This window comes from Aeromonas eucrenophila (assembly GCF_000819865.1).
Lineage (GTDB): Bacteria > Pseudomonadota > Gammaproteobacteria > Enterobacterales > Aeromonadaceae > Aeromonas > Aeromonas eucrenophila.
This window is the reverse complement of the sequence record NZ_CDDF01000010.1, coordinates 24257-47812: the sequence shown is the minus strand read 5'-3', so window position 1 is coordinate 47812 and position 23556 is coordinate 24257. Positions and strand designations below refer to the sequence as shown.

22 protein-coding genes are annotated in these 23556 nt (G+C 64.4%); 10 read left to right on the top strand and 12 right to left on the bottom strand.

Annotation, left to right across the window (positions count from 1 at the left end; translation table 11 throughout):
- Positions 1-207: 207 nt before the first annotated feature.
- Positions 208-543 carry an endonuclease domain-containing protein gene (locus BN1124_RS10235; RefSeq protein WP_042641590.1) on the top strand — a complete coding sequence of 112 codons (336 nt, stop codon included), beginning with the start codon at positions 208-210 and terminating at the stop codon, positions 541-543.
- A 111-nt stretch (positions 544-654) separates the two neighbouring features.
- Here BN1124_RS10235 and BN1124_RS10230 read toward each other — a convergent pair whose 3' ends face one another.
- Together BN1124_RS10230 and BN1124_RS10225 are read right to left on the bottom strand one after the other, a co-directional pair.
- Positions 655-2067 (bottom strand): DUF2252 domain-containing protein, encoded by a 1413-nt coding sequence (locus BN1124_RS10230; RefSeq protein ID WP_042641588.1) that lies wholly within the window; start codon positions 2065-2067, stop codon positions 655-657.
- Between the two features lie 91 nt (positions 2068-2158).
- Entirely contained in the window at positions 2159-2731 is a 573-nt protein-coding gene (locus BN1124_RS10225; protein ID WP_042641586.1) for a TetR/AcrR family transcriptional regulator, read from the bottom strand.
- A 172-nt stretch (positions 2732-2903) separates the two neighbouring features.
- Here BN1124_RS10225 and BN1124_RS10220 point away from each other — a divergent pair, with 172 nt between their 5' ends.
- Entirely contained in the window at positions 2904-3941 is a 1038-nt protein-coding gene (locus BN1124_RS10220; protein ID WP_042641585.1) for an alkene reductase, read from the top strand.
- Here the strand turns inward: BN1124_RS10220 and BN1124_RS10215 are convergent.
- Entirely contained in the window at positions 3908-4117 is a 210-nt protein-coding gene (locus BN1124_RS10215) for a hypothetical protein (RefSeq protein ID WP_156128249.1), read from the bottom strand. The genes BN1124_RS10220 and BN1124_RS10215 overlap by 34 nt on opposite strands.
- Positions 4118-4394: 277 nt before the next feature.
- On the opposite strand from BN1124_RS10215, the gene BN1124_RS20870 reads away from it, so the two are divergent.
- Both BN1124_RS20870 and BN1124_RS10205 read left to right on the top strand, forming a co-directional pair.
- A complete protein-coding gene (locus tag BN1124_RS20870) occupies positions 4395-5321 on the top strand; it encodes a bifunctional helix-turn-helix transcriptional regulator/GNAT family N-acetyltransferase (RefSeq protein ID WP_042641581.1) in 927 nt (308 codons plus the stop codon).
- The gene (locus BN1124_RS10205) at positions 5318-5779 is read left to right on the top strand and encodes an acyltransferase (RefSeq protein ID WP_042641579.1); all 462 of its coding nucleotides are present in this window, start codon (positions 5318-5320) and stop codon (positions 5777-5779) included. The genes BN1124_RS20870 and BN1124_RS10205 overlap by 4 nt, the downstream gene beginning before the upstream one ends.
- Before the next feature lie 171 nt (positions 5780-5950).
- On the opposite strand, the gene prfC is transcribed toward BN1124_RS10205, so the two are convergent.
- Positions 5951-7540, bottom strand: a complete 1590-nt coding sequence (prfC, locus tag BN1124_RS10200) for a peptide chain release factor 3 (protein WP_152599047.1) — start codon at positions 7538-7540, stop codon at positions 5951-5953.
- 253 nt (positions 7541-7793) lie between these two features.
- Positions 7794-9668 (bottom strand): diguanylate cyclase, encoded by a 1875-nt coding sequence (locus tag BN1124_RS10195; RefSeq protein WP_042641577.1) that lies wholly within the window; start codon positions 9666-9668, stop codon positions 7794-7796.
- A 192-nt stretch (positions 9669-9860) separates the two neighbouring features.
- On the opposite strand from BN1124_RS10195, the gene BN1124_RS10190 reads away from it, so the two are divergent.
- The gene (locus BN1124_RS10190; protein WP_042641576.1) at positions 9861-10865 is read left to right on the top strand and encodes a sensor domain-containing diguanylate cyclase; all 1005 of its coding nucleotides are present in this window, start codon (positions 9861-9863) and stop codon (positions 10863-10865) included.
- Between the two features lie 46 nt (positions 10866-10911).
- On the opposite strand, the gene viaA is transcribed toward BN1124_RS10190, so the two are convergent.
- Together viaA and BN1124_RS10180 are read right to left on the bottom strand one after the other, a co-directional pair.
- A complete protein-coding gene (gene viaA / locus BN1124_RS10185; RefSeq protein ID WP_042641575.1) occupies positions 10912-12366 on the bottom strand; it encodes an ATPase RavA stimulator ViaA in 1455 nt (484 codons plus the stop codon).
- A 102-nt stretch (positions 12367-12468) separates the two neighbouring features.
- Positions 12469-14076, bottom strand: coding sequence for an ATPase RavA domain-containing protein (locus BN1124_RS10180; protein WP_042641573.1), 1608 nt, complete (start codon positions 14074-14076; stop codon positions 12469-12471).
- 226 nt (positions 14077-14302) lie between these two features.
- Between BN1124_RS10180 and BN1124_RS10175 the strand changes: the two genes are divergently transcribed.
- A complete protein-coding gene (locus tag BN1124_RS10175) occupies positions 14303-14710 on the top strand; it encodes a DNA polymerase III subunit psi (RefSeq protein ID WP_042641571.1) in 408 nt (135 codons plus the stop codon).
- Positions 14711-14848: 138 nt separating this feature from the next.
- Positions 14849-15310, top strand: a complete 462-nt coding sequence (gene rimI, locus BN1124_RS10170) for a ribosomal protein S18-alanine N-acetyltransferase (protein ID WP_042641569.1) — start codon at positions 14849-14851, stop codon at positions 15308-15310.
- A 71-nt stretch (positions 15311-15381) separates the two neighbouring features.
- On the opposite strand, the gene BN1124_RS10165 is transcribed toward rimI, so the two are convergent.
- Positions 15382-15927: a thioredoxin domain-containing protein gene (locus BN1124_RS10165; RefSeq protein WP_042641567.1), complete on the bottom strand. Its 546-nt coding sequence runs from the start codon at positions 15925-15927 to the stop codon at positions 15382-15384.
- Between the two features lie 182 nt (positions 15928-16109).
- Here BN1124_RS10165 and BN1124_RS10160 point away from each other — a divergent pair, with 182 nt between their 5' ends.
- Positions 16110-17900: an AMP-dependent synthetase/ligase gene (locus BN1124_RS10160; RefSeq protein ID WP_042641565.1), complete on the top strand. Its 1791-nt coding sequence runs from the start codon at positions 16110-16112 to the stop codon at positions 17898-17900.
- Positions 17901-17972: 72 nt separating this feature from the next.
- Here the strand turns inward: BN1124_RS10160 and BN1124_RS10155 are convergent, their stop codons facing one another.
- The 4 genes from BN1124_RS10155 to BN1124_RS10140 all read right to left on the bottom strand — a co-directional run bounded on the left by BN1124_RS10155 (position 17973) and on the right by BN1124_RS10140 (position 21520).
- Positions 17973-19187: an aldose 1-epimerase family protein gene (locus tag BN1124_RS10155; protein WP_042641564.1), complete on the bottom strand. Its 1215-nt coding sequence runs from the start codon at positions 19185-19187 to the stop codon at positions 17973-17975.
- A 264-nt stretch (positions 19188-19451) separates the two neighbouring features.
- Positions 19452-20144: an aspartate/glutamate racemase family protein gene (locus BN1124_RS10150; protein ID WP_042641562.1), complete on the bottom strand. Its 693-nt coding sequence runs from the start codon at positions 20142-20144 to the stop codon at positions 19452-19454.
- An 86-nt stretch (positions 20145-20230) separates the two neighbouring features.
- Positions 20231-20821 (bottom strand): LysE family translocator, encoded by a 591-nt coding sequence (locus tag BN1124_RS10145; RefSeq protein ID WP_042641560.1) that lies wholly within the window; start codon positions 20819-20821, stop codon positions 20231-20233.
- A 102-nt stretch (positions 20822-20923) separates the two neighbouring features.
- Complete coding sequence (locus BN1124_RS10140; protein WP_042641558.1) at positions 20924-21520, bottom strand: LysE family translocator; 597 nt, start codon at positions 21518-21520, stop codon at positions 20924-20926.
- Between the two features lie 117 nt (positions 21521-21637).
- Here BN1124_RS10140 and BN1124_RS10135 point away from each other — a divergent pair, with 117 nt between their 5' ends.
- Together BN1124_RS10135 and BN1124_RS10130 are read left to right on the top strand one after the other, a co-directional pair.
- A complete protein-coding gene (locus tag BN1124_RS10135) occupies positions 21638-23011 on the top strand; it encodes an aminotransferase-like domain-containing protein (RefSeq protein ID WP_042641555.1) in 1374 nt (457 codons plus the stop codon).
- Positions 23012-23038: 27 nt separating this feature from the next.
- Complete coding sequence (locus tag BN1124_RS10130; protein ID WP_042641553.1) at positions 23039-23503, top strand: hypothetical protein; 465 nt, start codon at positions 23039-23041, stop codon at positions 23501-23503.
- Positions 23504-23556: the final 53 nt, after the last annotated feature.

Sequence of the window (23556 nt, the reverse complement as noted above, 5' to 3'; positions counted from 1 at the left end):
CCAAGATTCCAAGATTCCAACACTAGCGCCAACACCACCGCACACAGGCCCTTTGTAATCTTCACTCTCAACGACTCCCCTATCGGTTCCCTCTCCCTCTGGGAGAGGGCTAGGGTGAGGGAAAAGAATCCACGTCCAATAAACAGATTCAATACGCTACTGGGTAATGGCTATACCTAGTGAGTCAGACAGCGCCGGATAACTCCCATGAAAACCCGCCCCTTTGCCAAGCAACTGAGAACCGAGGCGACCCTGGCCGAGCAGAGGCTCTGGTTTCAGCTTCGCAATCGCCGGTTTGAAGGGCTCAAGTTCCGCCGCCAGCTCCCTGTCGGGCCCTACATAGTGGATTTCATCTGTTTGGAGCAACGGCTGGTGATCGAGGTCGATGGCTCGCAACATAACCAGCCGGAAGGCCAGCGGCAGGATGAGGTCAGAACGGCCTATCTGGCTCGCGAGGGGTTCAGGGTAATCAGAGTGTGGAACAACGATGTGATGGGCCGGATGGATGCCGTGATGACGTTTATCAGGCAGTCGCTACTTTAAGCCAGAGACCCCCCTCATCCCCAGCCCTTCTCCCTCGAGGGGAGAAGGGAGCAAATGACCTTCGATGCTGCTCAGCCCGTGAGGCATAGTCCTAAACGACCTAGCTGCTCCTCAGCGGGCTTCACTGGCGACCGGCAGATCCCCGCGGGCGATGGCCGCCAGCAGGGTGGCGTGATCCTCCCGGGTGCGCTGGCCATAGGCCACGGCGAAGTCGGCGATGGCCTCGTCCATCACCTCCGACTTGCCCATGTAGCCGGCGATCTGCGCCGCATCCCCCGACTTGGCGTGGGCCAGCGCCAGGGCCCAGCCACAGAGCTGGCAATATTCGATGAAGTGGCGGACTTTCACCACGCCGGGGGTGATGTCGATGCCCCCCTTCATGTCCCGCAACTGGCGCACGTAGAAGTGGCGCCCCCGCAGCTCACACCAGCCGAGGAAGATGTCCGGCGAACCCTGGATCATGCGCTGGCCGCGCACCACCCGCCGCCCCTGGCTGCCGCTGTCCTCCTCCGAATGGAAGTAGGGGGCCAGTACCGAGGGCTGCGCCTCCTTGACCTGCAGGAAGAGGGGATCGTCGTCATCGGCCCCGCTCAGCAGGATCACCCAGCAACGGGTACCCACGCTGCCGACCCCCACCACCTTGCGCACCACGTCCAGGATCCGGTAACGCTGCAGCAGGATGCGCCTGTCCTCCGGCAGGGAGGCCAGATAGGCTTCCAGCAACTCGCCGAGCACATCGTAGACGGGCTCCCCATCCTCGGTATGGGTCTCGCGAATGACGAAGGGGTGCAGTTCGCGGATCCTGTGCTGATCGTCCACCAGATCCGTCATCTTGCCGAGCACCTGCAGATGATCCCGCCCCCTGGCCTTGGCGAAGGTGGCCTCGACCCGTTTATGGGCATCGGCGGAAAAGGCATGGAGCACCGAGGCCTGATCGATGCGATCGTACCAGACCTGCATAAATCCCAGCTTGCCGTACTCCCGCAGCTTGGTGCGATAACCGGCGGCCACCATTCTGGCGGCTTCCCGCTGGCGGGCGGCGTCAGCACCGAGGTAGTCGGCGGCGACCAGGGCGCTGGCGGCCAGGCGCTTGAGATCCCACTCCCAGGGGCCGAGATGGGTTTCATCGAAGTCGTTGATGGCCATCACCAGGTTGCGCTCGGCGCTCGCATAGAGGCCGATGTTGGCGACGTGCATGTCGCCGCAGGCCTGCACCATCAGCCCGGAGCACGGGGTAGCCACGAGATCCGCCGCCATGATGGCGGCCGCCCCGCGCAGGAAGGCGAAGGGCGACTCCTGCATGCGGGCGTGGCGCACCGGCACCAGCTGCTGCAAGCGGGTAAGGGCCTGAGCCTTGAGCACGGCGACGGGATCCCGCTCGGGATCGGGGTCAGGCAGTTGGGCGTGTGATTCGCGGGGCACCTGTTCACGCAGTTGCTTGCCGGCAGCGAACCGCTCCGCAATGGTGCTGCGCGGCGCGGTGAAATGCAGCAGCATCGCCTGGGACTTTGCCTTTCTGGTCATGCCCTTCTCCTTCCTCTGATGGTTCCATGAAGATGGAAGAGCGGGCAGTTGAGGGCAAGGGCGGCGAGCAAAAATCGGCCCGCCGGGCCGGTTAGCGGGGAGCGCCGAGGGCGGCCATCAGCCGATCCACCACGGCATTGAGCAAGGGGCGATCCGGACGGCATTGGGCGAAGGTGACCAGACCCTGAATGTTGATCTGCAAGAAAGCGGTCAGGGTGGGGATGTCGCTGCCGGCGGCCAGCTCGCCGCGCGCGCTCGCCTGTTGCAGGATCAGCGCCAGATCGGCCTCCAGCTCGCCATAGATGGCCTTGAGGCGCAGGTGCAGCTCCTCGTCCTGCTCCGCCAGCTCCATCAGGGTGCGGGTGATCAGACAGGAGCCCTGCAGGGCATCGTCCACCAGCTGGTTGAAGTAGGCGCGCAGACCGTCAAGCGGGCTAGGCCGGTCAAAGCAGCGACGGCGCAGGGCGCATTTCTCCTGCACATAGTGGTCAACCGCCGCCAGCAACAGGCCGCGCTTGTTGCCAAAGGCGGCGTAGAGACTGCCCGGGTGCAGGCCGGTGGCTGCGACCAGATCCTGCATGGTGGTCTTGGCATAGCCCCTGGCGCGAAAGGCCTCCATGGCGTGTCGCAGGACATGGTCCCGATCAAACTCGGCGCTGCGCATGGGATCTCCGTTGGCAGGGCCCCGGCTATCCGGGGAGAAAAGGGCGGCAAGTTTACCCCAGCGGGCGGGCAACACCAACCTGGGCTGAATGCTCGCTCAAAAAATACTTGCGTGCAAAACAAAAAACGTCTTGAATGCACGTTCAAGAATTACTCCCCGAGGACAGACGACCATGGATACCCTGTTTCAGCCCTATCGCCTCAACGGCACTCTCACGCTCGCGAATCGTTTCATGATGGCTCCCCTGACCCGCTGCATGGCGGGCCCTGGTCTGGTGCCCACCGAGCAGATGGCCGCCTACTATGCGCGCCGTGCCGACATCGGCCTCATCATCTCCGAAGCCACCATCATTCGCCCGGACGGCCAGGGCTACCCGAACACCCCGGGTCTCTACAGCCCGGAGCAGGTTGAAGGCTGGAAGCAGGTCACCGCCGCCGTGCACGCCAAAGGCGGCAAGATCTTCGCCCAGCTGTGGCACGTGGGTCGCCTCTCCCACCCCTTCTTCCACCAGGCCGAGGTGCTGGCGCCGTCCGCCGTCGCCCATGACGGCACAGTGCCGCGCATGCGCGAGCTGGTCTATCAGGTGCCCCGCGCCCTGACCATCGCTGAAATAGCGCAACTGGTGGAGGATTACGCCCAAGCCGCCGCCAACGCCATCGAGGCCGGTTTCGACGGGGTGGAGATCCACGGCGCCAACGGTTACCTCATCGATCAGTTCCTCCATCACTCCAGCAACCTGCGTGACGATGCCTACGGCGCCACCCCGGAAAACATGAGCCGCTTCGCGCTGGAAGTGGTGGACGCCATCAGCGCTCGCATCGGCGGCGATCGGGTGGGGCTACGCCTCTCTCCCGGTGCCTATGTGCACCTGGCCGGGGATGCACGGGATCGCGCCGTGTTCGACTATCTGCTAACCGAGCTCAATGGCCGCACCCTGGCCTATGTGCACCTCGGCATTTTCGATGACAGCCTCACCTTCGACTACCTGGACGGCCGCGCCTCCGACTACCTGCGCGCCCACTACGACGGCCATCTGGTCGGGGTCGGCAACTACAGCGCACAGAGCGCTGCCGAGGCCATCAAGGCGGATCGCTTCGACCTCATCGCCATCGGTCGCCCGCTCATCGCTAACCCGGACTACCTCACCAGGGTGAAGCAGGCCGAGCCGCTGGTTCCCTACGCCGATACCATGCTGGCCGAGCTGATATAAACAGCCGAGCCGCTGGTGGCACCCAGTGCCGACACCATGTTGGCCGAGCTGGTATAAACAGCCGAGCCGCTGATGGCACCCAGTGCCGACACCATGTTGGCCGAGCTGGTATAAACAGCCGAGCAGCTGATGGCACCCAGTGCCGACACCATGCTGGCCGAGTTGGTGTGAGCCAAAGCGATCACCCAAGACGAAACAGACCAAGCCGCTGCGATATCCAGCGCCAAGACCATGCTGGCCGGGCATATCACCGGCCATCTTCCTGACCAAGGATGGGATCCGCGCCACGGCGCGGGTTTCCAATGTTTGGGCCCCTCTCCCGGGCCCTTTTTTTATGGCCGCCAACCCCTTGTCCATTCACGTGGTCCATCATTTCGTCCAAAAAAGAGGTTGCTAGTAACAACTATCTGACTATATTGGTTGTTGATGACAACCAAATAAGGACAATGACAGATGGATCCCCGACCCCTGCGCGCCCTGTCACGGGAGCTGGTACGCGAACTCGGCATGCTCTCCCAACAGTGCGGCGCCCTGGCCCTGAGTCCGCTCGAGGCTCACCTGCTGATCGAACTCGAGAGCGGCCCCGCCACCAACCAGCAGCTGGCCGAGCGACTGCGCATCGACAAGTCCAACGCCAGCCGCCCGCTCGCTCGCCTCGTCGAGCGCGACCTCATCCAATGGCACCCGCACCCTTCCGATGGGCGCAGCAAGGAGGCCCGTCTCACTCAGGCCGGCCAGGCTCAGCTGCTGGCCCTGCATCAGGAGATGGACAGTGCCACCGAGCTGGCGCTGGCCCAGCTCAGCCCCGCCGAGTGCGAGCAGCTGTGGAGCGGCCTGCGCCTGTATCGCAGCGCCCTCTCCCGGGCCCGGCGCCAGCAGGGTTATCGCATCCGCCCCATCACCCCTGCCGATAACCCCCACATCGCCGCCGTGGTGCGCGCCGTCTCCGCCGAATACGGTCTCACCGCCGACAAGGGCTACGGGGTGGCGGATCCGAACCTCGATTTTCTCCATGAAACCTATCAGGGTGAGCGCTGCCGCTACTGGGTCATAGAAGGGCCGGACGGCACCATCCTCGGCGGCGGCGGCATAGCCCCGCTGGCGGGGGAAGAAGAGATATGTGAACTGCAGAAGATGTATTTCATGCCTGCGCTGCGGGGTCTGGGGCTGGGACGGCGGCTGGTGCTGCAAGCCATGGGCGAGGCCAGAGCCCTCGGCTACCGGCGCTGCTATCTGGAAACCACCGAGGTCCTGCGAGAGGCGACCTCGCTCTACGAGTCCCTCGGCTTCGAGCACCTGCCGGGGCCGCTCGGCAGCACGGGCCACGACGCCTGCGAGATCTGCATGGTGCTGACGCTGGGTCAGGAGACGGGAGCATGACGGGCCCGACTCGCCTGACGGTCGGCATCCGTGATGTTCAGTTCGGTGAACGGGTGAAGTTGGTCGAACCCGTCAACCTCTATGGCTGCTCCCTGGCCGACGATGTGTTCGTTGGCCCCTTCGTGGAGATCCAGTCGAACGTCAGCATAGGACCCGGCACCCGGATCCAGTCCCACAGCTTTATCTGCGAGCATGTGACCATAGGCGAGCGCTGCTTTATCGGCCATGGCGTCATCTTTGCCAACGATCTGTTTCAGGAAGGAGCCCCAGATCCGGACTCTACGAACTGGGGCCGGACGCTCATCGAAGACGAGGTCTCCATCGGTTCGAACGCCACCATATTGCCGGTGCGGATCTGCCGGGGGGCCGTCATCGGCGCCGGCGCCGTGGTGACCCGCGACATCCTGATCCCCGGTACCTATGCCGGTAATCCGGCCAGGCTGCTGCGCGCCTTCTAGCCCGCCGTCAAATATCACCCCCTCATCCCCAACCCTTCTCCCGCGAGGGGAGAAGGGAGCAAAGAAGTTGGCGACGGGCTGTTCCTTCTCTATCTAGATCGCCATAAAAAAAGACCCCGCCGAAGCGGGGTCTCTTATGTCATCTGCAGGCCTGAGCCCTGCGAGCGGGTATCAGTGCTCGCGGGTCTGGCGGAACAGCACGTCGGGGTGACGTTCCTGGGCCAGTCGCAGGTTGACCATGGTCGGGGCTATGTAGGTGAGGTTGTCACCGCCATCCAGCGCCAGGTTCAGCTCGTTCTTGCGCTTGAACTCCTCGAACTTCTTGACGTCTGTGCCTTCCACCCAGCGGGCGGTGGAGACGTTGACCGCCTCGTACAGGGCCTCGACGTTGTATTCGCTCTTCAGACGCGAAACCACCACGTCGAACTGCAGCACACCGACGGCGCCGACGATGAGGTCATTGCTGATGAGCGGACGGAACACCTGTACGGCGCCCTCTTCGGAGAGCTGCACCAGCCCCTTGAGCAGCTGCTTCTGCTTGAGCGGGTCGCGCAGGCGGATGCGGCGGAACAGCTCGGGGGCGAAGTTCGGGATGCCGGTGAACTTCAGATCCTCACCCTGGGTGAAGGTGTCGCCGATCTGGATGGTGCCGTGGTTGTGCAGACCAATGATGTCGCCGGCGCAAGCCTCGACGGCCTGCTCGCGGTCACCGGCCATGAAGGTGACGGCGTCGGAGATGTTCACGTCCTTGCCGATGCGCACGTGGCGCATCTTCATGCCCTTGGAGTAAGTGCCTGACACGATACGCATAAAGGCGATACGGTCACGGTGCTTGGGATCCATGTTCGCCTGGATCTTGAACACGAAGCCGGAGAATTTCTCCTCGGTCGCGCTCACTTCACGGCTCTCAGCCTTGCGCGGCATCGGGGCCGGGGCCCAGTCGGTCAGGCCGTCCAGCATGTGGTCGACACCGAAGTTGCCGAGCGCGGTACCGAAGAAGACCGGGGTCATCTCGCCGGCGATGAAGGCCTCGTGATCGAACTCGGGAGAGGCGCCTTGCACCAGCTCCAGCTCGCCGCGCAGCTGCGCCGCCAGATCTTCGCCGATGGCGGCGTCCAGATCCGGGTTGTGCAGACCCTTGACCACCCGCTTCTCCTGGATGGTGTGGCCCTGACCAGTCTGGTACAGATAGACCTCGTCCTTGTAGAGGTGATAGACACCCTTGAAGGATTTGCCGCAGCTGATGGGCCAGGTGATGGGGGCGCACATGATCTTCAGCTCGCGCTCCACCTCGTCCATGACTTCCATGGGATCGCGCACTTCGCGGTCCATCTTGTTCATGAAGGTGAGGATGGGGGTGTCCCGCAGACGGGTGACTTCCATCAGCTTGCGGGTCCGATCCTCAACGCCCTTGGCGGCATCGATGACCATCAGGCAGCAATCCACCGCCGTCAGGGTACGGTAGGTATCTTCGGAGAAGTCCTCGTGACCCGGGGTATCGAGCAGGTTGACCAGGCAGTCGCTGTAGGGGAACTGCATCACCGAGGTGGTGATGGAGATGCCGCGTTGCTTCTCCATCTCCATCCAGTCGGACTTGGCGTGCTGGCCCGATCCTCGGCCCTTGACGGTGCCGGCGCGCTGAATGGCCTGTCCGAACAGCAGGACTTTCTCGGTGATGGTGGTTTTACCCGCATCCGGGTGCGAGATGATCGCAAAAGTGCGTCTCTTGGAGACTTCACTCAGAAATTCAGCAGACATAATTCAGTGTTCTTCTTTTGAGCGAGGGCCTCAGGCCCCCGTGGGAATAAATGCGGATGCCACCATGAGAATGGGGCCCCCTGCACACAACGGCGCCACCCGAGCGGGCCATCTGGCCAACCGGTGGGAAAGGAAAGAGCGTTGCGTTACATGGGCCTTCTCGCCTGGGTCAAAGCAAAATTGCGCGACATTATACCCGCGCGAGTGAAAAATACCCAGCCCGGCATGACAGGAAAGGGCAAGACCCCGAGCGGGATCATTGCGCCTTCACCACCCGGTTGCGACCCGCCAGCTTGGCCTGATACATGGCCTCGTCGGCGCGGCGCACCAGCTCCCCGAGATTGCCGTCCTGGGGACGGTACTCGGCACAGCCGATGCTGATGTGAACGGGGTGATCCTCGGGCACCTCCTCGATGCGCAGTCGGGAAACCTGCAACCGGATCCGCTCCGCCACCTCGGCCGCCTCGTCGAGGCGGGTATCCGGCAGCAACACCAGAAACTCCTCGCCCCCGTTGCGCCCCACCAGATCCAGGCTGCGCAGCTGATCCTCGATGCACTGGGCCACGGCGGTCAGCACCAGATCCCCCACGTGGTGGCCGAGCTGATCGTTGACCTTCTTGAAGTAGTCGATATCCAGCAGCAGCACGCAAAACGGCTTGCCCCCCTCCCGCGCCTGACTGAACAACTTGCGACCCTTGGCCTGGATCTGGCGCCGGTTGTGGATCCCAGTCAGCTCATCCGTCATGGCGAGGCGGTGCATCTTGCGGGTGCGGCTGCGTTGATGGAGCACCAGAATGCCCATCATCAGGATCAGCAGCGCCACCACCAGATATTGCCAATGACGCCGCTCCTGCAACTGCTTGAGCTTCTCCGCCTGCAGCTGCTGGTTGGCTCTGAGGGTCTGGTTCTCCAGCTCCTTGCGGGCGAGATCGAACTCGAAGCGCAGTTGCAAGGAGCGCTGCTCCCGCAGCATCTGCTCGAGCTCGTGCCGGGTCTGCACGTACTGCTTGAGGCTGAGCAGCGCCTCCTTGATGCGCCCCTGCCGCTCGTATACCCGCGCCCGCACCTCGTGGATCCAGGCCAGGAAACGCAGGTTTCGCTCCCGGGCGAAGACCCGCTCGGCCCGCTCCAGATAGGGCAGCGCCTCAGCCGGTTTCCCCATGGCTTCCAGCACGGTCGCCATCACGATGTCCCAGTGGCCGCGGGTTACGCTGTCCGCCCCCTCCCCCTGATGCAGCAAGGAGGAGGCCATCTCCAGCTTGGTCATGGCCTGCGCCGGCTTGCCCTGATTGAGCAGGACGCTGGCCATCTCGATCCGGCTCCAGGCCAGCATCCCCTCCTGTTGCTGCGCCAGATAGTAGATCTCGGCCTCCGCCATCAGCGGCAGCGCCTTGTCGTACTCCCCCGTCTCCACGTAGAGCAATCCCTGCTGGGTATGGATGTCGACCAGGTGCTCCTCGTCCCCCAGGGTTCGGTAATCGTGCTCCAGCTCCTGAAAATAGCCCTGTGCCCGCTCGTAGATCCCCATCCTGCGATAGGTATTCGCGATCTTGCCGAGCACCTCGCGCCCCTTGTCCTCAAGCCCGAGCCCCTCGTAGCGCCGGTGGGCATCGATAAGCTCCATCAGCCCCTCGGCCATCTCCCCCTGGTAGGAGTACATCTCCCCGCGCAGGCTGAGGATGTCGGCCCGTTGCCGCTCATCCCCCAGTCGGCGCGCCAGGGTCAGCGCCTCGGCATAATCCTGGGTAGCCTCGGTCATGTTGCCGAGCAACTGCTGATGAAAGCCGCGGCAGGCGAGCAGGCCGCTCTCGGTGACGCGGTCCTTGCGCTCACGGGCCTGGGTCAGCGCCTGCTCGGCAAACCCCACCGCCCGCGTAAAATCGTCATCGCGCTCGGCAGGCTGGGCCCAGCACTGCAGCCGGGCGATGCGCCCTTGCGCCTCTGCCGAATAGTCACCACTGTGGGCCGCAAGAACCGCGACCCGCGCACGAAACTCCCGCACCGGCGGAGTATGGTCTTCCAACTGCTGCAACTCCCGGGACAAACCGGGCTCGGTGAGCGGCGCTTGCGCTCCCCAGGCGGGGGTCATACCCAGCCATAACAGCAGACTCCAGCTCATCAGGATCTTCATGCCGACTCCGTCTCCCCGTTCGATGGCACGCATGCCGCACCCACAGTGCCAATAATATCCCTACTTATCGCGGGCGCACAGCCATCCGCTGACGAGGAGCCCGATCCGCTATCAACTACAGCCATCTCATTCTTTACAGGATGAAAATCTGCATCGACTATAGGCAGATTCGAACAAGGGAAGGGACGATGAATGACCTACGAGGAGCTGCGGGAGGCCCATGACAGGTTGTTGCTGGAGAACGAGCGCCTGAAACGGATCGCCGAGGATGCCCGTGAAAAGCTGGATGCCGCCATGGACGGCACCGGCCTGTGCATCTGGCAGAATCATGTGCCGACCGGCAAGCTCATCATCTTCAACCGGCGCTGGGGCGCCATGCTCGGCTATCAGCCCAAGGAGCTGTCGGCTCACTTCGACGTCTGGCGCGCTCACCTGCACCCGGAAGACAGGGAGCGGGTGCTGCAGGCCTTCTTCGATCACCTGGAGGGCAAGAGTCCCTTCTATCAGGTGATGCACCGCATGCTCTCCAAAGAGGGCAAGGTCACCTGGGTGCTGGACAGGGGCCGGGTGGTGGAGCGGGACTCGCAGGGCAATCCCCTGCGGGTGATGGGCACCCACATCGACATCACCCACGAGAAGGAGTACGAGCAGCAGCTCGCCAGGCTCGCCCACCGGGATCCCCTCACCGGCCTGCTCAACCGCACCGCCCTGCAGCGCCAGTTCCCTCAGGACTATCAGGCCATCTGCTTCATCGATCTCGACGACTTCAAGCAGGTGAACGACAACCTGGGCCACCGCGCCGGCGACGAGTTGCTGGTCGCCCTCGGCCAGCGGCTGCGTCACTGCTGCGGCGACGAGATCAGGCTGGGTCGGCTCGGCGGGGACGAGTTCGTGCTGTTGCTGCCCTGGCCGTCCGAGGATCCCAGGACCAGCCACCTGGCCCGTCAGTGCATCAACGCCATCGCCACCCCGTTCGAGCTACCCAACGGGGAGGCGGCGGTGGGACTGAGCATGGGGATTGCAGCCATTCGGCCACAGGATGATTTCAGCACCGCGCTGGCCCGGGCCGATCAGGCCATGTACAGAGTCAAACGCAGCGGCAAGCGGGGCTTTCACATCGCCCAGCCAAGCGGTCAGCCGCTGCTGGATCAGGAGCAGGTGAGCGAGCGGGGGTTGCACCACAGACCCGACGCCTGACCTCAGCAGCATTGCCAACGCCGGCAGAATGAGAGGAGGGAGTTCTTCAGCTACGCTGCCAGCGCCGCAATAGCCGGCCACGCAGGCCGCAGTCGAGCAACCAGCTGTTGTCGAACACCCGCAGGATCGCCGGTTTGGCGTGTTTGGACATGGCGACGGCGTGGAAGCGGGTCTGTTGCTTGCGCCTCGCGTTCATCTTGTCGAGCAGGGCATGGGGCAGGCTCTGGGCGATGAAATCGGAGATCACCAGCACGTCGGCCTTGGCAAAATCCGGCTGATCCAGCTGGGTCAGCGCCTGTTCGAGACAGGGCACCAGGTCGGTGCCGCCGTGGAAACTCATGGAGAGGAAGCGCTCCGCCTTGTCGAGCCCGGTCTCGGCGGTGATCTCCAGCGTCGCCACCTCGGTGGAAAACAGCATCAGGTAGCAGCCCCGTTTCTCGTCCATCGCCACCTTGAGCAGCGCCAGGAACAGCGCCTTGGCGCACTCCTCAGGGTAACCCCCCATGGAGCCCGAGGTATCGACGCAGACGATGAAGGGCCCGCGCGGCTGGGGCTCCTCCCCCCCCAGCTCCGGGGATCGCAGCATCAGGCGCTGGCGTGGCAGGGTGCCCCGGGACTGGTAGCTGAGCAGCCGCCGCTCCAGATAGCGGCGATAGAACTCCAGCTCCAGCTCCGGCAGTGCCAGCATCACCGCCTCGCTCGGCAGCAAGCGCATCAGATCGCTGGCCGGGTGTACCCCTACCAGATCGTCCGGCACGTCGTCGGTCTGCACCTCCTCAAGCTCATGCACCGGCACCGGCGGCAACGTCCTGGCATCGGTGCGCTGCTCCCGCTCACTGCGCCCGAGCAGGGCGGCTATCTCTCCGAGCAAGGGCTCGCGCTGCAACATGCGGGCATATTGCTGCACCAGCACCAGGCTGCGCTTGTGCCAGCTGCCCTGGGCCAGATCCCAGAGGCCGCCCGCCGAGATCTGGTGCGGATCCAGCGCGTCGGCCAGGGTACGATTCGCCAGCAGCTGATCCTCTATCTCCTGGCGCTGCTTCTCCCGCTCCGCCTCGGCGATCTGCTGCTGCAGTTGCAGCAGGCTGCCCACCAGGCTGGCCCGCCACTTCTCGATAAACAGCTGACGCAGGCCCTCGGTGGGCTGCACCATGATCTGGCGCACCAGGCTGCGGGCGTCGCCGGCGAAGGGGCTGTGCTGATCCAGCGCCTCCAGCAGCGCGGGCAGGCGGCCCACCAGCTCGGTCATGGGCAGCAACCGGTGCGCCTGATAGAGCCGGTACTCCTGCTCCAGCGCCACCGGCACCGGCTTGTGGCGCATCTCCTCGCCGAGCTGTTCGCTCCAGCTCTGGATGCGTTTCTTGAGCAGCTTGCCCTGCAGCGGGGAGCGTTTGAGGAATTCGGAGATCTTCGGGGTGGAGGCCAGCAGCAGCGCCATCTCCCCCGCGAGCTCCCCCTCCCCGATGAGGAGCCCCAGATCCATCATGCCGATCTCAAGCACGGGATCTCCTTAGGGGGCGGCGCTGGCAGAGGAGATGCTGCCGGTCACACCACAGCAGCATGTCTGACGTGTTATTTGCGATCATGGCAGCACAAAACACCATCATGCATCGAGCCCGGACAGGCGGTCGCGCCACTGCAGCAGCTCGGCGCGCAACCGCTCCAGATCCCGGTTCAGCACGAAGAAGCTGTCTTCCACCTGCTGCAACCAGTGCGCCCCGACAAACAGATGAGGCTGATGACGATCGAACAGTCCCCGCTGCACCTTGAGGCTCTGCTGCACCCGGCTCACCTGCTCCACCAGCTCATCCAGTTCGGCTTGCCAGGGCGCGAGCACCACCTCGGGGATGGCGGCGCGCTCCACCAGCACCAGGGGCACCGGCTGGCGCTGGATGTCCAGCACATGCAGCCGCAGCTCGGCGTCGAGCACCAGCTCGTAGTGCCCCTCCTTGGGGTTGCCGAGGGGCCAGCCCACCAGGGCCTCACCGGTGGGGTGCCAGTGGGAGAGCAGGGTGCGATCGAAGGTGAGGGTGCCGGTCAGGCGTTCGGGATCCCCGCCATCGAGCGGCGCCGGGGTGAGCAGATGGAAGCGCACCAGCTTGCCGAAGGGCTTGGCGTTGACCAGCGGCAGCTCGGTGCCACGGGCGCGGCGTCCGAACCACTGCTTGCGCTTGATCGCCTTGCAGCCGAGCCGCAGGGAGACCGCCCCCTTGATCTGCTTGAACTGCTCGCGCAGGGAGAGCAGCTGGCGGGTCAGAGTCAGTTGCTGGTAGCCGTAGAGGCGGGAGAATTCGCCGATCATCTCCAGCAAGGCGGTGCGGGAGGCCTCGTCGTGCCAGAGGCAATCCTTGAACAGCAGCAGATCCAGCGGCGCCACCTCGTCGCGGCCATTGAAAAAGGCGCTCGCCTTGATGAGCCTTACCGCCTTCTTCCAGCGCCGATCCGACACGTAGCAGCCGTGGCCGAGCTGGCTGTCGAGCTGCAGGCGCAGCTGATAGATGAGCTCGAAGCAGGCGTCCGGCAGGCGCACCTGCTCGATTTGCTCCTGCCAGAGTGCGTACTCCTCCCCCTGGATCTGCACCGAGGGAGGCAGGTTCTGATGGGATTGGCCATCGCTCGCCAGCATGGCCTGGAAGTTGGATTTCTCCTGCACCCTGTCCATCCAGATCCGCACCAGCATGCGGTCATAGAGCGCCTCGAGGCCGCTGTCCGGCGCGGGCAATTCGTTGGAGGCGGTCACCAGCAGCCGCATGGGGATGGGGTGCTGGCTGTCGCCGTTGCGGAACTGGCGCTCGTTGATGGCGGTGAGCAGGGTGTTGAGGATGGCGGGGCCCGCCTTCCAGATCTCGTCGAGAAACACCACCTCGGCCTCCGGCAGGTAGCCGCGGGTCAGCCGCAGGTACTTGCCATCCTCCTTCAGCGCCTGGATGGAAAGCGGCCCGAACACCTCCTCCGGCGTGCTGAAACGGGTCATCAGGTATTCGAAGTGGCGGGCGTCATGGAAGGCCAGCTTGAGCCGCCGGGCGATCAGGCTCTTGGCGATGCCGGGGGGGCCGAGCAGGAAGACGCTCTCGCCGCTGAGGGCCGCCAGCAGGCCGAGCCGCAGGGCATCCTGCCGCTCGTATAGCCCCTCTCCGAGGGCGGCCAGCAGCCGGGGCAGGCGCTCCTGGATGGGGACGGCACGAACAGTATTCTGGGCTAAAGGCGGCATAGGCACAGTTTCCGAAGCTGGTGGTCAAAGGTGGCGACGCGGTCCGGCCTCTGGCCGCGCGCCACTGCAATGTCTGTTGATTCTGGTCATCCCCGCCGCAAGGCGCCGGGGATCCCGCTGAAAATCCCGATCCGGGCGCGACGCGCAAAGGGTGCAGCAAATCCGGCGAGAGTGTACTCTGCGCATCAGAATTTACCCCAATGCAGATCAAGAGTGAGCCTTCGCCATGCAAGATCCCCTGCTGGACCCCCTGCGTCAGCGCATCCTGGCCAGGATGGGCATACAGAGCTGGCAGCTCAGAGCGCCGACCCTGCCGGGTGGCGAGCCCGCACAGGCAACGGCGGATAACGCCGTCCCCGCACCAGCGCAGGCCCCACTGCCAACGGGCAAGCTATGGCTGCTGGCACCGACGCTGCCCGCCCCGAGCTTGCTGGCGGACATCTGCAGCCTGCTCGGCATAGGGCCGGACGAGGTCTCCTTGCTCGGCGAACTGCCCGAGGGGGCGACCCCGCCCCTGCTCTGGCTGACCGTGGCCGACCCGCGCTGGCCCGACGCCCTGGTCTGCCCGCTCAAGCCCGATGCGGCGCACAAGCGCGCCCTCTGGCAACAGTGCCGGCAGCGACTGCCCGGCTGAGCCAGGCCATGGCCCGACTCGCCATCGGCTCATGGCACCATTCAAGTCAACCAGACTTGCGCCGCACGGCCTTCCCAGCCAACGACCATGGCATGGCCATGCCCTGTATCGCAAGTGCGAATCCTTCCCGGAGTTACCATGTCTGACGCCAACCTCAGCTTTCGCCCCCTGCTCGAATCCGATTTCGAGCTGATCTACCCCATAGAGCAGGCCGCCCATCGGGAGCCCTGGAGCCAGGCCAACCTGCTCTCCTGCTTCGGGCCGCGCTATCTCAACGGCCTGATGCTGGTGGACGGCCGCCCCGCCGGCTTCTACATCTCGGATCTGGTGGCGGGGGACAGCTCGCTGATGAACATCTGCGTGCACCCCGATTTTCAGGGCAAGGGGCTGGGCCGGGCGCTGCTCAAGGAGTACCTCGCCCGCAGCAAGGCAAAGAAGGCGGAGGCCTGGTTCCTGGAGGTGCGCGCCGGCAACCAGCGCGCCATCGGCCTCTACGAGAGCGAAGGCTTTGCCGAGTATTGCCGCCGTGACGGCTACTACGGCACCGGTCAGGACAGGGAAGATGCGGTGCTGATGTCCCGCCTGTTCGACTTCGGTTAAGCCGCCGGTCAACACAGGGGAATGTCTCCTCTGCATTATGTTGGTTACGCCCTGTCTTCAACGCGCAGCGGCTAAGGCAACGGCGCGTTGTCGATGGCGGGATCCTCCAGACTCAGCGTGACCCGCACCACGGCGTCGAAACCCGCGGCCGAGAGCGGCATGAAGAAGCCGCGACCATAGGTCACCCCCGGCATCCAGATCTGCTGATCCTCCACCTCGACTCTGATGGGCCGCAGCGGCTCACCCGGCCGCTGGAGATAGATGCCGGGTGGCGTCGTCACCTGGGGGAAGCGGCGCAAGATGTGGGCGCTGCCATCCCCCGCATCCGGGTTGAGCCGCACCTTGACCAGCCCGGCCAAGCTGGATTGCAGCTCGGGGGCGTGCCACAGCAGGGTATCGAGGGCCTTGCAGCGTCGACACTTGGCGCCTTCGATCACGTAGAGCAGAGGGATCCCCTCGCTCAGTGCCCGCTGCTGTCCCTGCTCATAACCTTCGGCCCCGCTCAGCCAGGGATTGTCCTCCCCCGCAGGCAAGCTCCCCAGCACAAACCAGAGCACGCCGACCCCCGCCAGTAGCAGCAAGACCCCGGTGATCAGGCTCTTGATCCCGAACTTCATGGCTCCCCTCCCTGAACGAATCCGATCTCTTTGTCCCATCATGCCTGAGTCGATCCAACTTGACGACTTTGTGATCCAGGACAAACGGCGCACACTTGTAAGCTGTAATGCTAGAGTTTACACTCCAGCGCGATTTTGAGTGCCCTCACGGGCGTACAACTGTTACTTGAGGATGATTGAGGATGCCGCAGTTTCATCTGGTTCGACTGATGCGGGAACGCATTGCCCGCCTTGGCAACAAGGCCGCCCTGCGCGTTCAACAGGATGGCCAATGGCGTGCCATCGGCTGGCGCACCCTGGGTCAGGCGATGGACTATTGCGCCCAGGCCCTGATCCGTACCGGCCACCAGCCCACCGGGATGGTCGGCATCTATGCCCGCAACATGCCGGAATGGACCCAGGCCGATCTCGGCATCCTCGCCGCCCGCGGCGTCAGCGTGCCCATCTATCCCACCAGCACCCTGGAGCAGTTGCGCTACATAGTGCGTGACGCCAACATCAGCCTGCTGTTCGTGGGGGAGCAGCAGCAGTTCGATCAGGCCCTCCAGCTGTTGAACAATGGCGAGATCCGCCAGATCGTCACCCTGGACGGCGCCGTCGATCTGCGCGGCTGTGCAGAGGCCAGCCACTTCCAGACCTTCCTCTCCTCGGGCAATCATCAGCCCAGCGAGCAGGAGCTGCGCCTTCGCGAGCAGCAGTACCGGATGGACGACCTGCTGACCCTGATCTACACCTCGGGCACCACGGGTGAGCCCAAGGGGGTCATGCTCGATTTTGCCAACGTCGCCGCCTGCTTCGAGATGCACGACAAGCGCCTGGATCTGAACCAGCAAGACGTGTCTCTGTGCATGTTGCCGCTCAGCCACGTGTTCGAGCGCGTCTGGACCTACTACGTGCTCTACTGCGGCGCCGAGAACGTCTACATCCGCGATCCCCAGAAGGTGATGGACGTCATCGGCGAGGTGCAACCGACCGTGATGTGCGCCGTGCCGCGCCTCTACGAGAAGGCCTACGCCATGATCCAGGCCAAGGTCGCCCAGGCCCCGCGCCTGCGCCGCGCCCTGTTCGGCTGGGCCACCAAGGTCGGCCAGCAGGTGGTGGCCACCCGTCAGGCGGGTCAGTCCGTCTCGCCGCTGCTCTATGCCAAGCTCGCGCTGGCGGAGCGGCTGGTGTTTCGCAAGCTGCGCGCCCGCTTCGGTGGCCGCACCCGCTTCCTGCCGGTGGCGGGCGCCCGCCTCGCGGACGACGTCAACCTCTTCTTCCAGGCCATGGGGCTCAACCTCAAGTACGGCTACGGCATGACAGAGACCACGGCCACCGTCTGCTGCTTCGAGGATCAACAGTTCAAGCTGGGCTCCATCGGCACAGTGCTGAGCGGTATCGAGGTGAAGCTGGGTGAGAACAACGAGCTGCTGGTGCGCTCACCGACCGTGATGCGCGGTTACTACAACAAGCCGGAGGCCACCGCCGAGGTGATGACCGAGGATGGCTTCCTGCGCACCGGCGATGCCGGCGAGATGGACGACAAGGGCAACCTCTACTTCACCGAGCGCCTCAAGGAGCTGATGAAGACTTCCAACGGCAAGTACGTGGCACCGCAGCTGGTGGAAGGCACCCTCGGCAAGGATCGCTTCATCGAGCAGATCGCCATCGTCGCCGACGCCCGTCACTTCGTGTCGGCGCTGATCGTGCCCTGCTTCGAGTCCCTGGAGGAGTACGCCCGCTCCATCAACCTGCAATATCAGTGCAAGACCGAGCTGCTGCGCCACTCCCGGGTGGTGGAATTCTTCGAGTCGCGCATTCATGAATTGCAGCAGGAGCTGGCCAAGTTTGAGCAGGTGAAGAAGTTCACTCTGCTGCCGAGCGCCTTCTCCATGGAGCTCGGGGAGATCACCCCGACCATGAAGCTGCGCCGCAAGATCATCGAGGCCAAGTACCAGAGCGAGATCGAGGCGATGTACAGCCACGTCTGATCCCGCTCCTGTCGCCAATGAAAAAGCCGCCCCTGCAACGGGGCGGCTTTTTGTTATCCGGCGCACGCCGGATCAGGGCAGCTTGACCAGCGGCTGCTCCCGCAGCTCGGTCGGACGGCCGGCCTGGATCTCGTCAACCCGGGCCAACGCCTGCTTCACTTCATCCGGGCTCTGCAGCAGGCGATAGGAGAGATCGAAGGTCTTGGTCTCTCCCGGCTGGATCTTCGGCACCAATCCCAGGGGGCGCTGGTACTTGGTGCTGTAGGCATAGCTGGTGCCCGGCTCTATCCCGGTCACATAGCCCTGGGCCAGGGTGTCCGTGTTCTTCCACAGGGTCAGCACCGGCAGCTGATGCGTGTTGTAAGCCACGACGACGCCGGCGCTGCCTTGCCGATTGTTCAGCACCGCCAGCGTATTGCCCTCGGCGTCAGCGTAAGGCACCAGATTGAACACCATCTCATCGAAGCCCTTGGTGGGCGCCAGATAGCTTTGCCAACTCTTCAGCCCCTGCTTGGCATAGTCGTTGAACGGGGAGATCTGCTTCACCGGCGTGCTGACCCTCGCCCCCTCCTCCAGGATCGGGGTCCCGAAATTGCCGTGATAGATGATCTGGTATTCGTTCTCGTAGTCGGCGTGGTTGGTCAGCTTGTCCTGCAGGGCAAATTCCGCCTGACCCGGCACTACGCTCAGCTGGGTCCAGGTGACCAGATCACTCATCTTGAAGGTGCGCTCGTCCACTCGTCCCCGCACATGAATGGCGTAGGGAGGCGCCTCATCCACGGTCACACTGACCACGGAGGCGGGAGTGTTCTGCACCCGGCCGTGCAGGCTCTTGAGCCGGCCGTCGTCGTCCACCCCGGGGTGACCCGTCCATTCATAACCGCAGCGCACCAGCATCTCGTTGAAGCCGTCGAGCCAGCCAAGGCCGGCGCGGCTCTCCAGATCGATGAAGGCCGGGTTGACCACCTCCTTGACCGGCGAGTCCCAGCCGAGGCGCAGATCGGCGGCCTTGACCTCCTTGATCCCCATGCCACGGGTCGGCACCAGGATAATCTTCATCACGCCGTTGTCGATGATCAGCAGATCCACCCCTTCCTGACGCCCGCCGTGCAGCCGCTTCTTCTCGATGGAGAAGGGCACCGGGCTCTTGATCCCCAGCTGCTCGCTGCTGGTCTTCCAGTCCCCTACGTCCAACCCCTGCTGGGAGTCGGTCAGCAGGAATTCGGCGGCCTGGCTCGCGTTCGCCCCCAGGGCGAACAGCACGGCAATGGAGAGTTTCTTCAACATGGATTTATCCTCTTATGGCTTGGTTTCATGAGGGCTGAATCGTTTCAGCGATCGAGAAACTAGGCCTCAGCCCAACAGGACTCAAGGTGCAAAAGAGGGAAATGTGAGCCGATTGACAATAAAAGCGCCACTCGCCCTGCTGAAGTGAAGGCTGACTCACAGTTCTCTTCGAGCCTGCCGATGCCGAAAAACCGGCAGCAAAAGAGGCGCCATGGCGCCTCTTTTTCATCTTCGGGGATCCGGTTTTTTCGTGCGTCTGACGCTTCAGCCGAGCGCCCACTCCACCGCCACCTTCGCATGGATGGCGGTGGTGTCGTAGAGCGGCACCGCGGCCTTCGCATCCCCCACCAGCAGGGCGATTTCGGTGCAACCCAGGATCACCGCCTGGGCACCGGCCTCGGCCAGTCCGGCGATGATGGCGAGGTATTCGGCCCGGGAGTCGTCACGCACCTCTCCCAGGCAGAGCTCGTCATAGATGATCCGGTGCACCCGCTCCCGCTCGGCCGCCTGCGGCACCAGCACCTCCAATCCGAACAGGGTTTCCAGCCGCCCCTTGTAGAAATCCTGCTCCATGGTGAAGCGGGTGCCGAGCAGGCCGACCCGCGTCACCCCGTCTGCCACCAGCTGTTTGGCGGTGGCATCGGCGATGTGCAGCAGCGGGATCTCGATGGCGGCTTCGATCTCCGGCGCCACCTTGTGCATGGTGTTGGTGCCGATCAGCAGGAAGTCGGCGCCACCGGCCTGCAGATCCCGGGCGGCGACGCTCAGCAGGCGAGCGGTGGCGGGCCAGTCACCGGCGTGCTGCAGCCGCTCTATCTCGGCGAAGTCGACGCTGTTGAGCAGCACCCGCGCCGAGTGCAGGCCGCCAAGCCGGGCCCGCACGCCCCGGTTGAGCGCCTGATAGTAGCTGACGCTGGACTCCCAGCTCATGCCTCCCAGCAAACCGATACATTTCATGGAAACTCCTTGGTGCGGCGCGTCACCGTCATCGAGATAAAAAAGGCCCCGCAGGGCCAACAAGACAGAAGGGTAGGTGCAAACACCTAAATCCAGATCATCAGCACGCAGGCCGCCGTGGCGATCCCCATGCCGAGGTTGAAACGACGCCAGCCCCTGGCGGTGCGGATGAGGCGGCGCACCTGGGCACCGAACAACACCCAAAAAGCGCCAGTGTAGAGGCCGGTGATGAAGAAGGTGCCGAGCACCCAGCTGGCGGACGGCCAATAGGCCTCTCCCGCCAGGGTGAAGCCACTGATGGCGGAGAGCGCCATCATCCAGGCCTTGGGATTGAGCAGTTGCAGCATGGCGCCCTGGTGGGCCGGGATCAGCGGCCTGTTGCCCTCGGCCGGGCCGCTGGCGGTGGCGACCTTCCAGGCCAGCCAGAGCAGGTAGGCCGAGCCCAGGATCTTGAGCCCCTCGTGCAGCAGCGGCAGCTTCTCGAACACCACCCCCAGCCCCAGCGCCATGGCCAGGATCATCAGGTTGATGCCACCCACCACCCCCACCAGCAGCGGCACCGAGCGGCGAAAGCCCTGGGCCGCACCGGCGCTGGTGAGCAACATGTTGTTGGGGCCAGGCGTGCCACAGGTGATCAGGGCAAAGCCCGCCAGGGGAAGCAACCAGTTCAGATCCATCTCAACCTCATAGAGTGACAGCAAGCTCCCTAATATGCAGAGCCTGCGCCCTGACGACAAGGTCAGCAATGCACTTTATTTGCATTAATAATCAGTCACTCATCAATACCAGAGCATCACCACGCAGAGCGCGGTCAGGGCGCCCAGGCTGCCGTTGAGGCGGCGCCAGCCTTTGTCCGAGTTGATCCAGCGGCTGAGCTGATGACCGAACAACACCCAGGCGAAGCAGACCGGCAACCCCGCCATGGGGAAGACGGACATGATGCCCCACAGGCTCGGCCAGTAATCGCTCCCCGGCAGGCTGAACAGACTGATGGCCGAGATCCCCATCATCCAGGCCTTGGGATTGAGGAACTGGAAGCCCAGCCCTTCCAGGAAGGTCAGCGGACGGGAGCGCCGTGCCGGATCGCCGGGTGCCCCGGCCACCGCGATGCGCCACGCCAGCCACAGCAGATAGAGGCTGCCCAGCACCTGCAGGCTCAGCCTCAGCACGGGCCAGCGTTCGAACAACGGATAGAAGCCGAGCGCCAGCACCAGTTGCAAGACCGGCTGACCTATCGTCACCCCGAGCAGATGAGGCAGGGTGCGGTGCACCCCGAAGTTGGCACCGGAGGCGGTCAGCATGAGGTTGTTCGGGCCCGGGGTGCCACAGGTGAGCAGGGCGAAGCCAAACAGGGTGGCATACCATTCCATGGTCATGGATTTATCTCCCATCAGATCATATTGTATCGATACAATGTGGGTATCGAGGTTGTTTAACGGCTGATATTCACGCTATATTGAGACAATCTTGCGATCAATGGATTTATTGTCACCATGACAATCTGGACCCCCAACCTCGACGCCTTCGAAGGCCCTCTCTACCTGAAACTGGTCAAGGCCATAGAGCAGGCCATCCATGGCGGCACCCTGCCTCCCCAGACCCGGCTGCCGACCATGCGGGCGCTGGCGGACAAGCTCGGCGTGACGGTCGGCACCGTCACCCGCGCCTACGCCGAGGCCGAGCGACGCGGTCTGCTGGCCGCCAGGGTGGGCCACGGCACCTGGGTCAGGGGGGAAGCGGATCCCGCCAACGAATGGGTGATCCGCAACGAGGACAGCCACCGCATCGAGCTGTGGCAGAACCTGCCGGTCCAGCTGGACAGGGCCGCCATCATCAAGCCGATGCTGAACGAGCTGGCGGAAGGGGATCTCAATGCCCTGCTCGGCTATGACAAGGAGGCGGGACGGCCCGAGCAGCGCCAGCTGTTCGTCGACTGGCTCACCGGACTGGGGGTCAACTGCCGGGAGGAGCACCTGCTGTTCAGCCACGGCGCCCAGCACGGCATCATGCTGGCCCTGCTCGCCACCGGCTGCGTGGGGGAAACCATACTGTGCGAGGGGCTCAGCTACCCCGGCATGCTGGGCAACGCGCGCCAGCTGAAGAACCAGGTGGTGGGCCTGCCCCTGGACGAGGAGGGCTTGATCCCGGCGGCGCTGGATGCGGCCTGTCGCCAGCGCCGGGCCAAGCTGCTCTACCTGACGCCGACCCTGCAAAACCCCACCACCGCCGTGATGAGCCTGGCGCGGCGGGAGGCCATAGTCGCCATCGCCCGTCGCCACGATCTGTTGATCATCGAGGACGACGTCAACGGCCTGCTGCCGGAGACCACCACTCCCCCCCTGGTCAATCTCGCGCCTGAGCGAGTCATCTACCTCGGCAGCCTGGCCAAGATCGCCTGCGGCGGCCTGAGGGTCGGCTTCGTGCTGACACCGCCGGCCCTGCGCAACGGCTTCGCCCAGGCGATGCGGCTGTCGAGCTGGATGGTGAGCCCGTTGCTCATCGAGCTGGCCTGCAAGCTGGTGAGTCAGCACCAGATCATGCCGCTTATCGAGCTGCAGAGACGGATCCTGGCGCGCCGGGGGGAGCTGCTGCGCCACCTGCTGCCGGGCGCCCGCTGGCAGCCGGGCTCCATGCACGCCTGGCTGCCCCTGCCCGAGCCCTGGCGCAGTCAGGAGTTCGCCGAGGCGGCCAACGCCCTTGACGTCGGGGTCGCCAGTGGGGAACACTTCGCCGCCGGCCAGTTTGCCGCGCCGCAGGGAGTGCGCCTGAGCCTGAGCCAGCCCGCCACCGACGCCCGCGTCGCCGAGGGGCTCGAGCGTCTCGCCGGCCTGCTGCGCGCCGCGCCGCCGACCAATCCCCTGCTATAGTCAGTGGCCCGCCCAGAAGGAGCCTTCATGTTGCCACCCCGCGCCCCCCTGTTACTCATGACCCTGTTGCTGGGAGGCTGCGCCGCCCCCGCCCATCAGCAGCTCGGCCAGGCCCTGAGCGGACTGGAAGGGGAGCTGGTGCGGCTGGAAGAAGAACTCGCGGCCATGAACGGACTGCACTACCAGAAGGCCATCGACGCCCCCGTCGTCCTGCGTCGCTATCTCGAGGCGCCCTCCCCCACGGCGGAAGGGCTGGTGCCCGCAGAGATCGCGCTGCAGGACGGCCCCCTGCTGCGCTATCGCTACCAACTGCTGGACGGCATGAAGGCACTGCCCACGGACAACCCCTGCCTGCGCTACGAGTTCGAACTGCGCCACCTCGGCCGGCTCGGTCAACTCGATCTCGTCTGGCAGGGGAATGGCCATCAGGGGCGCCACCTCATCCAGCAGGCCGACTGCCCCTTCTCCGCCAAGGGGCCGGGACTGCAATAAGCCGCGCCAGATGCAAAGAGGGGTTGGCCACTGGCCAACCCCTCTCGCTTTAT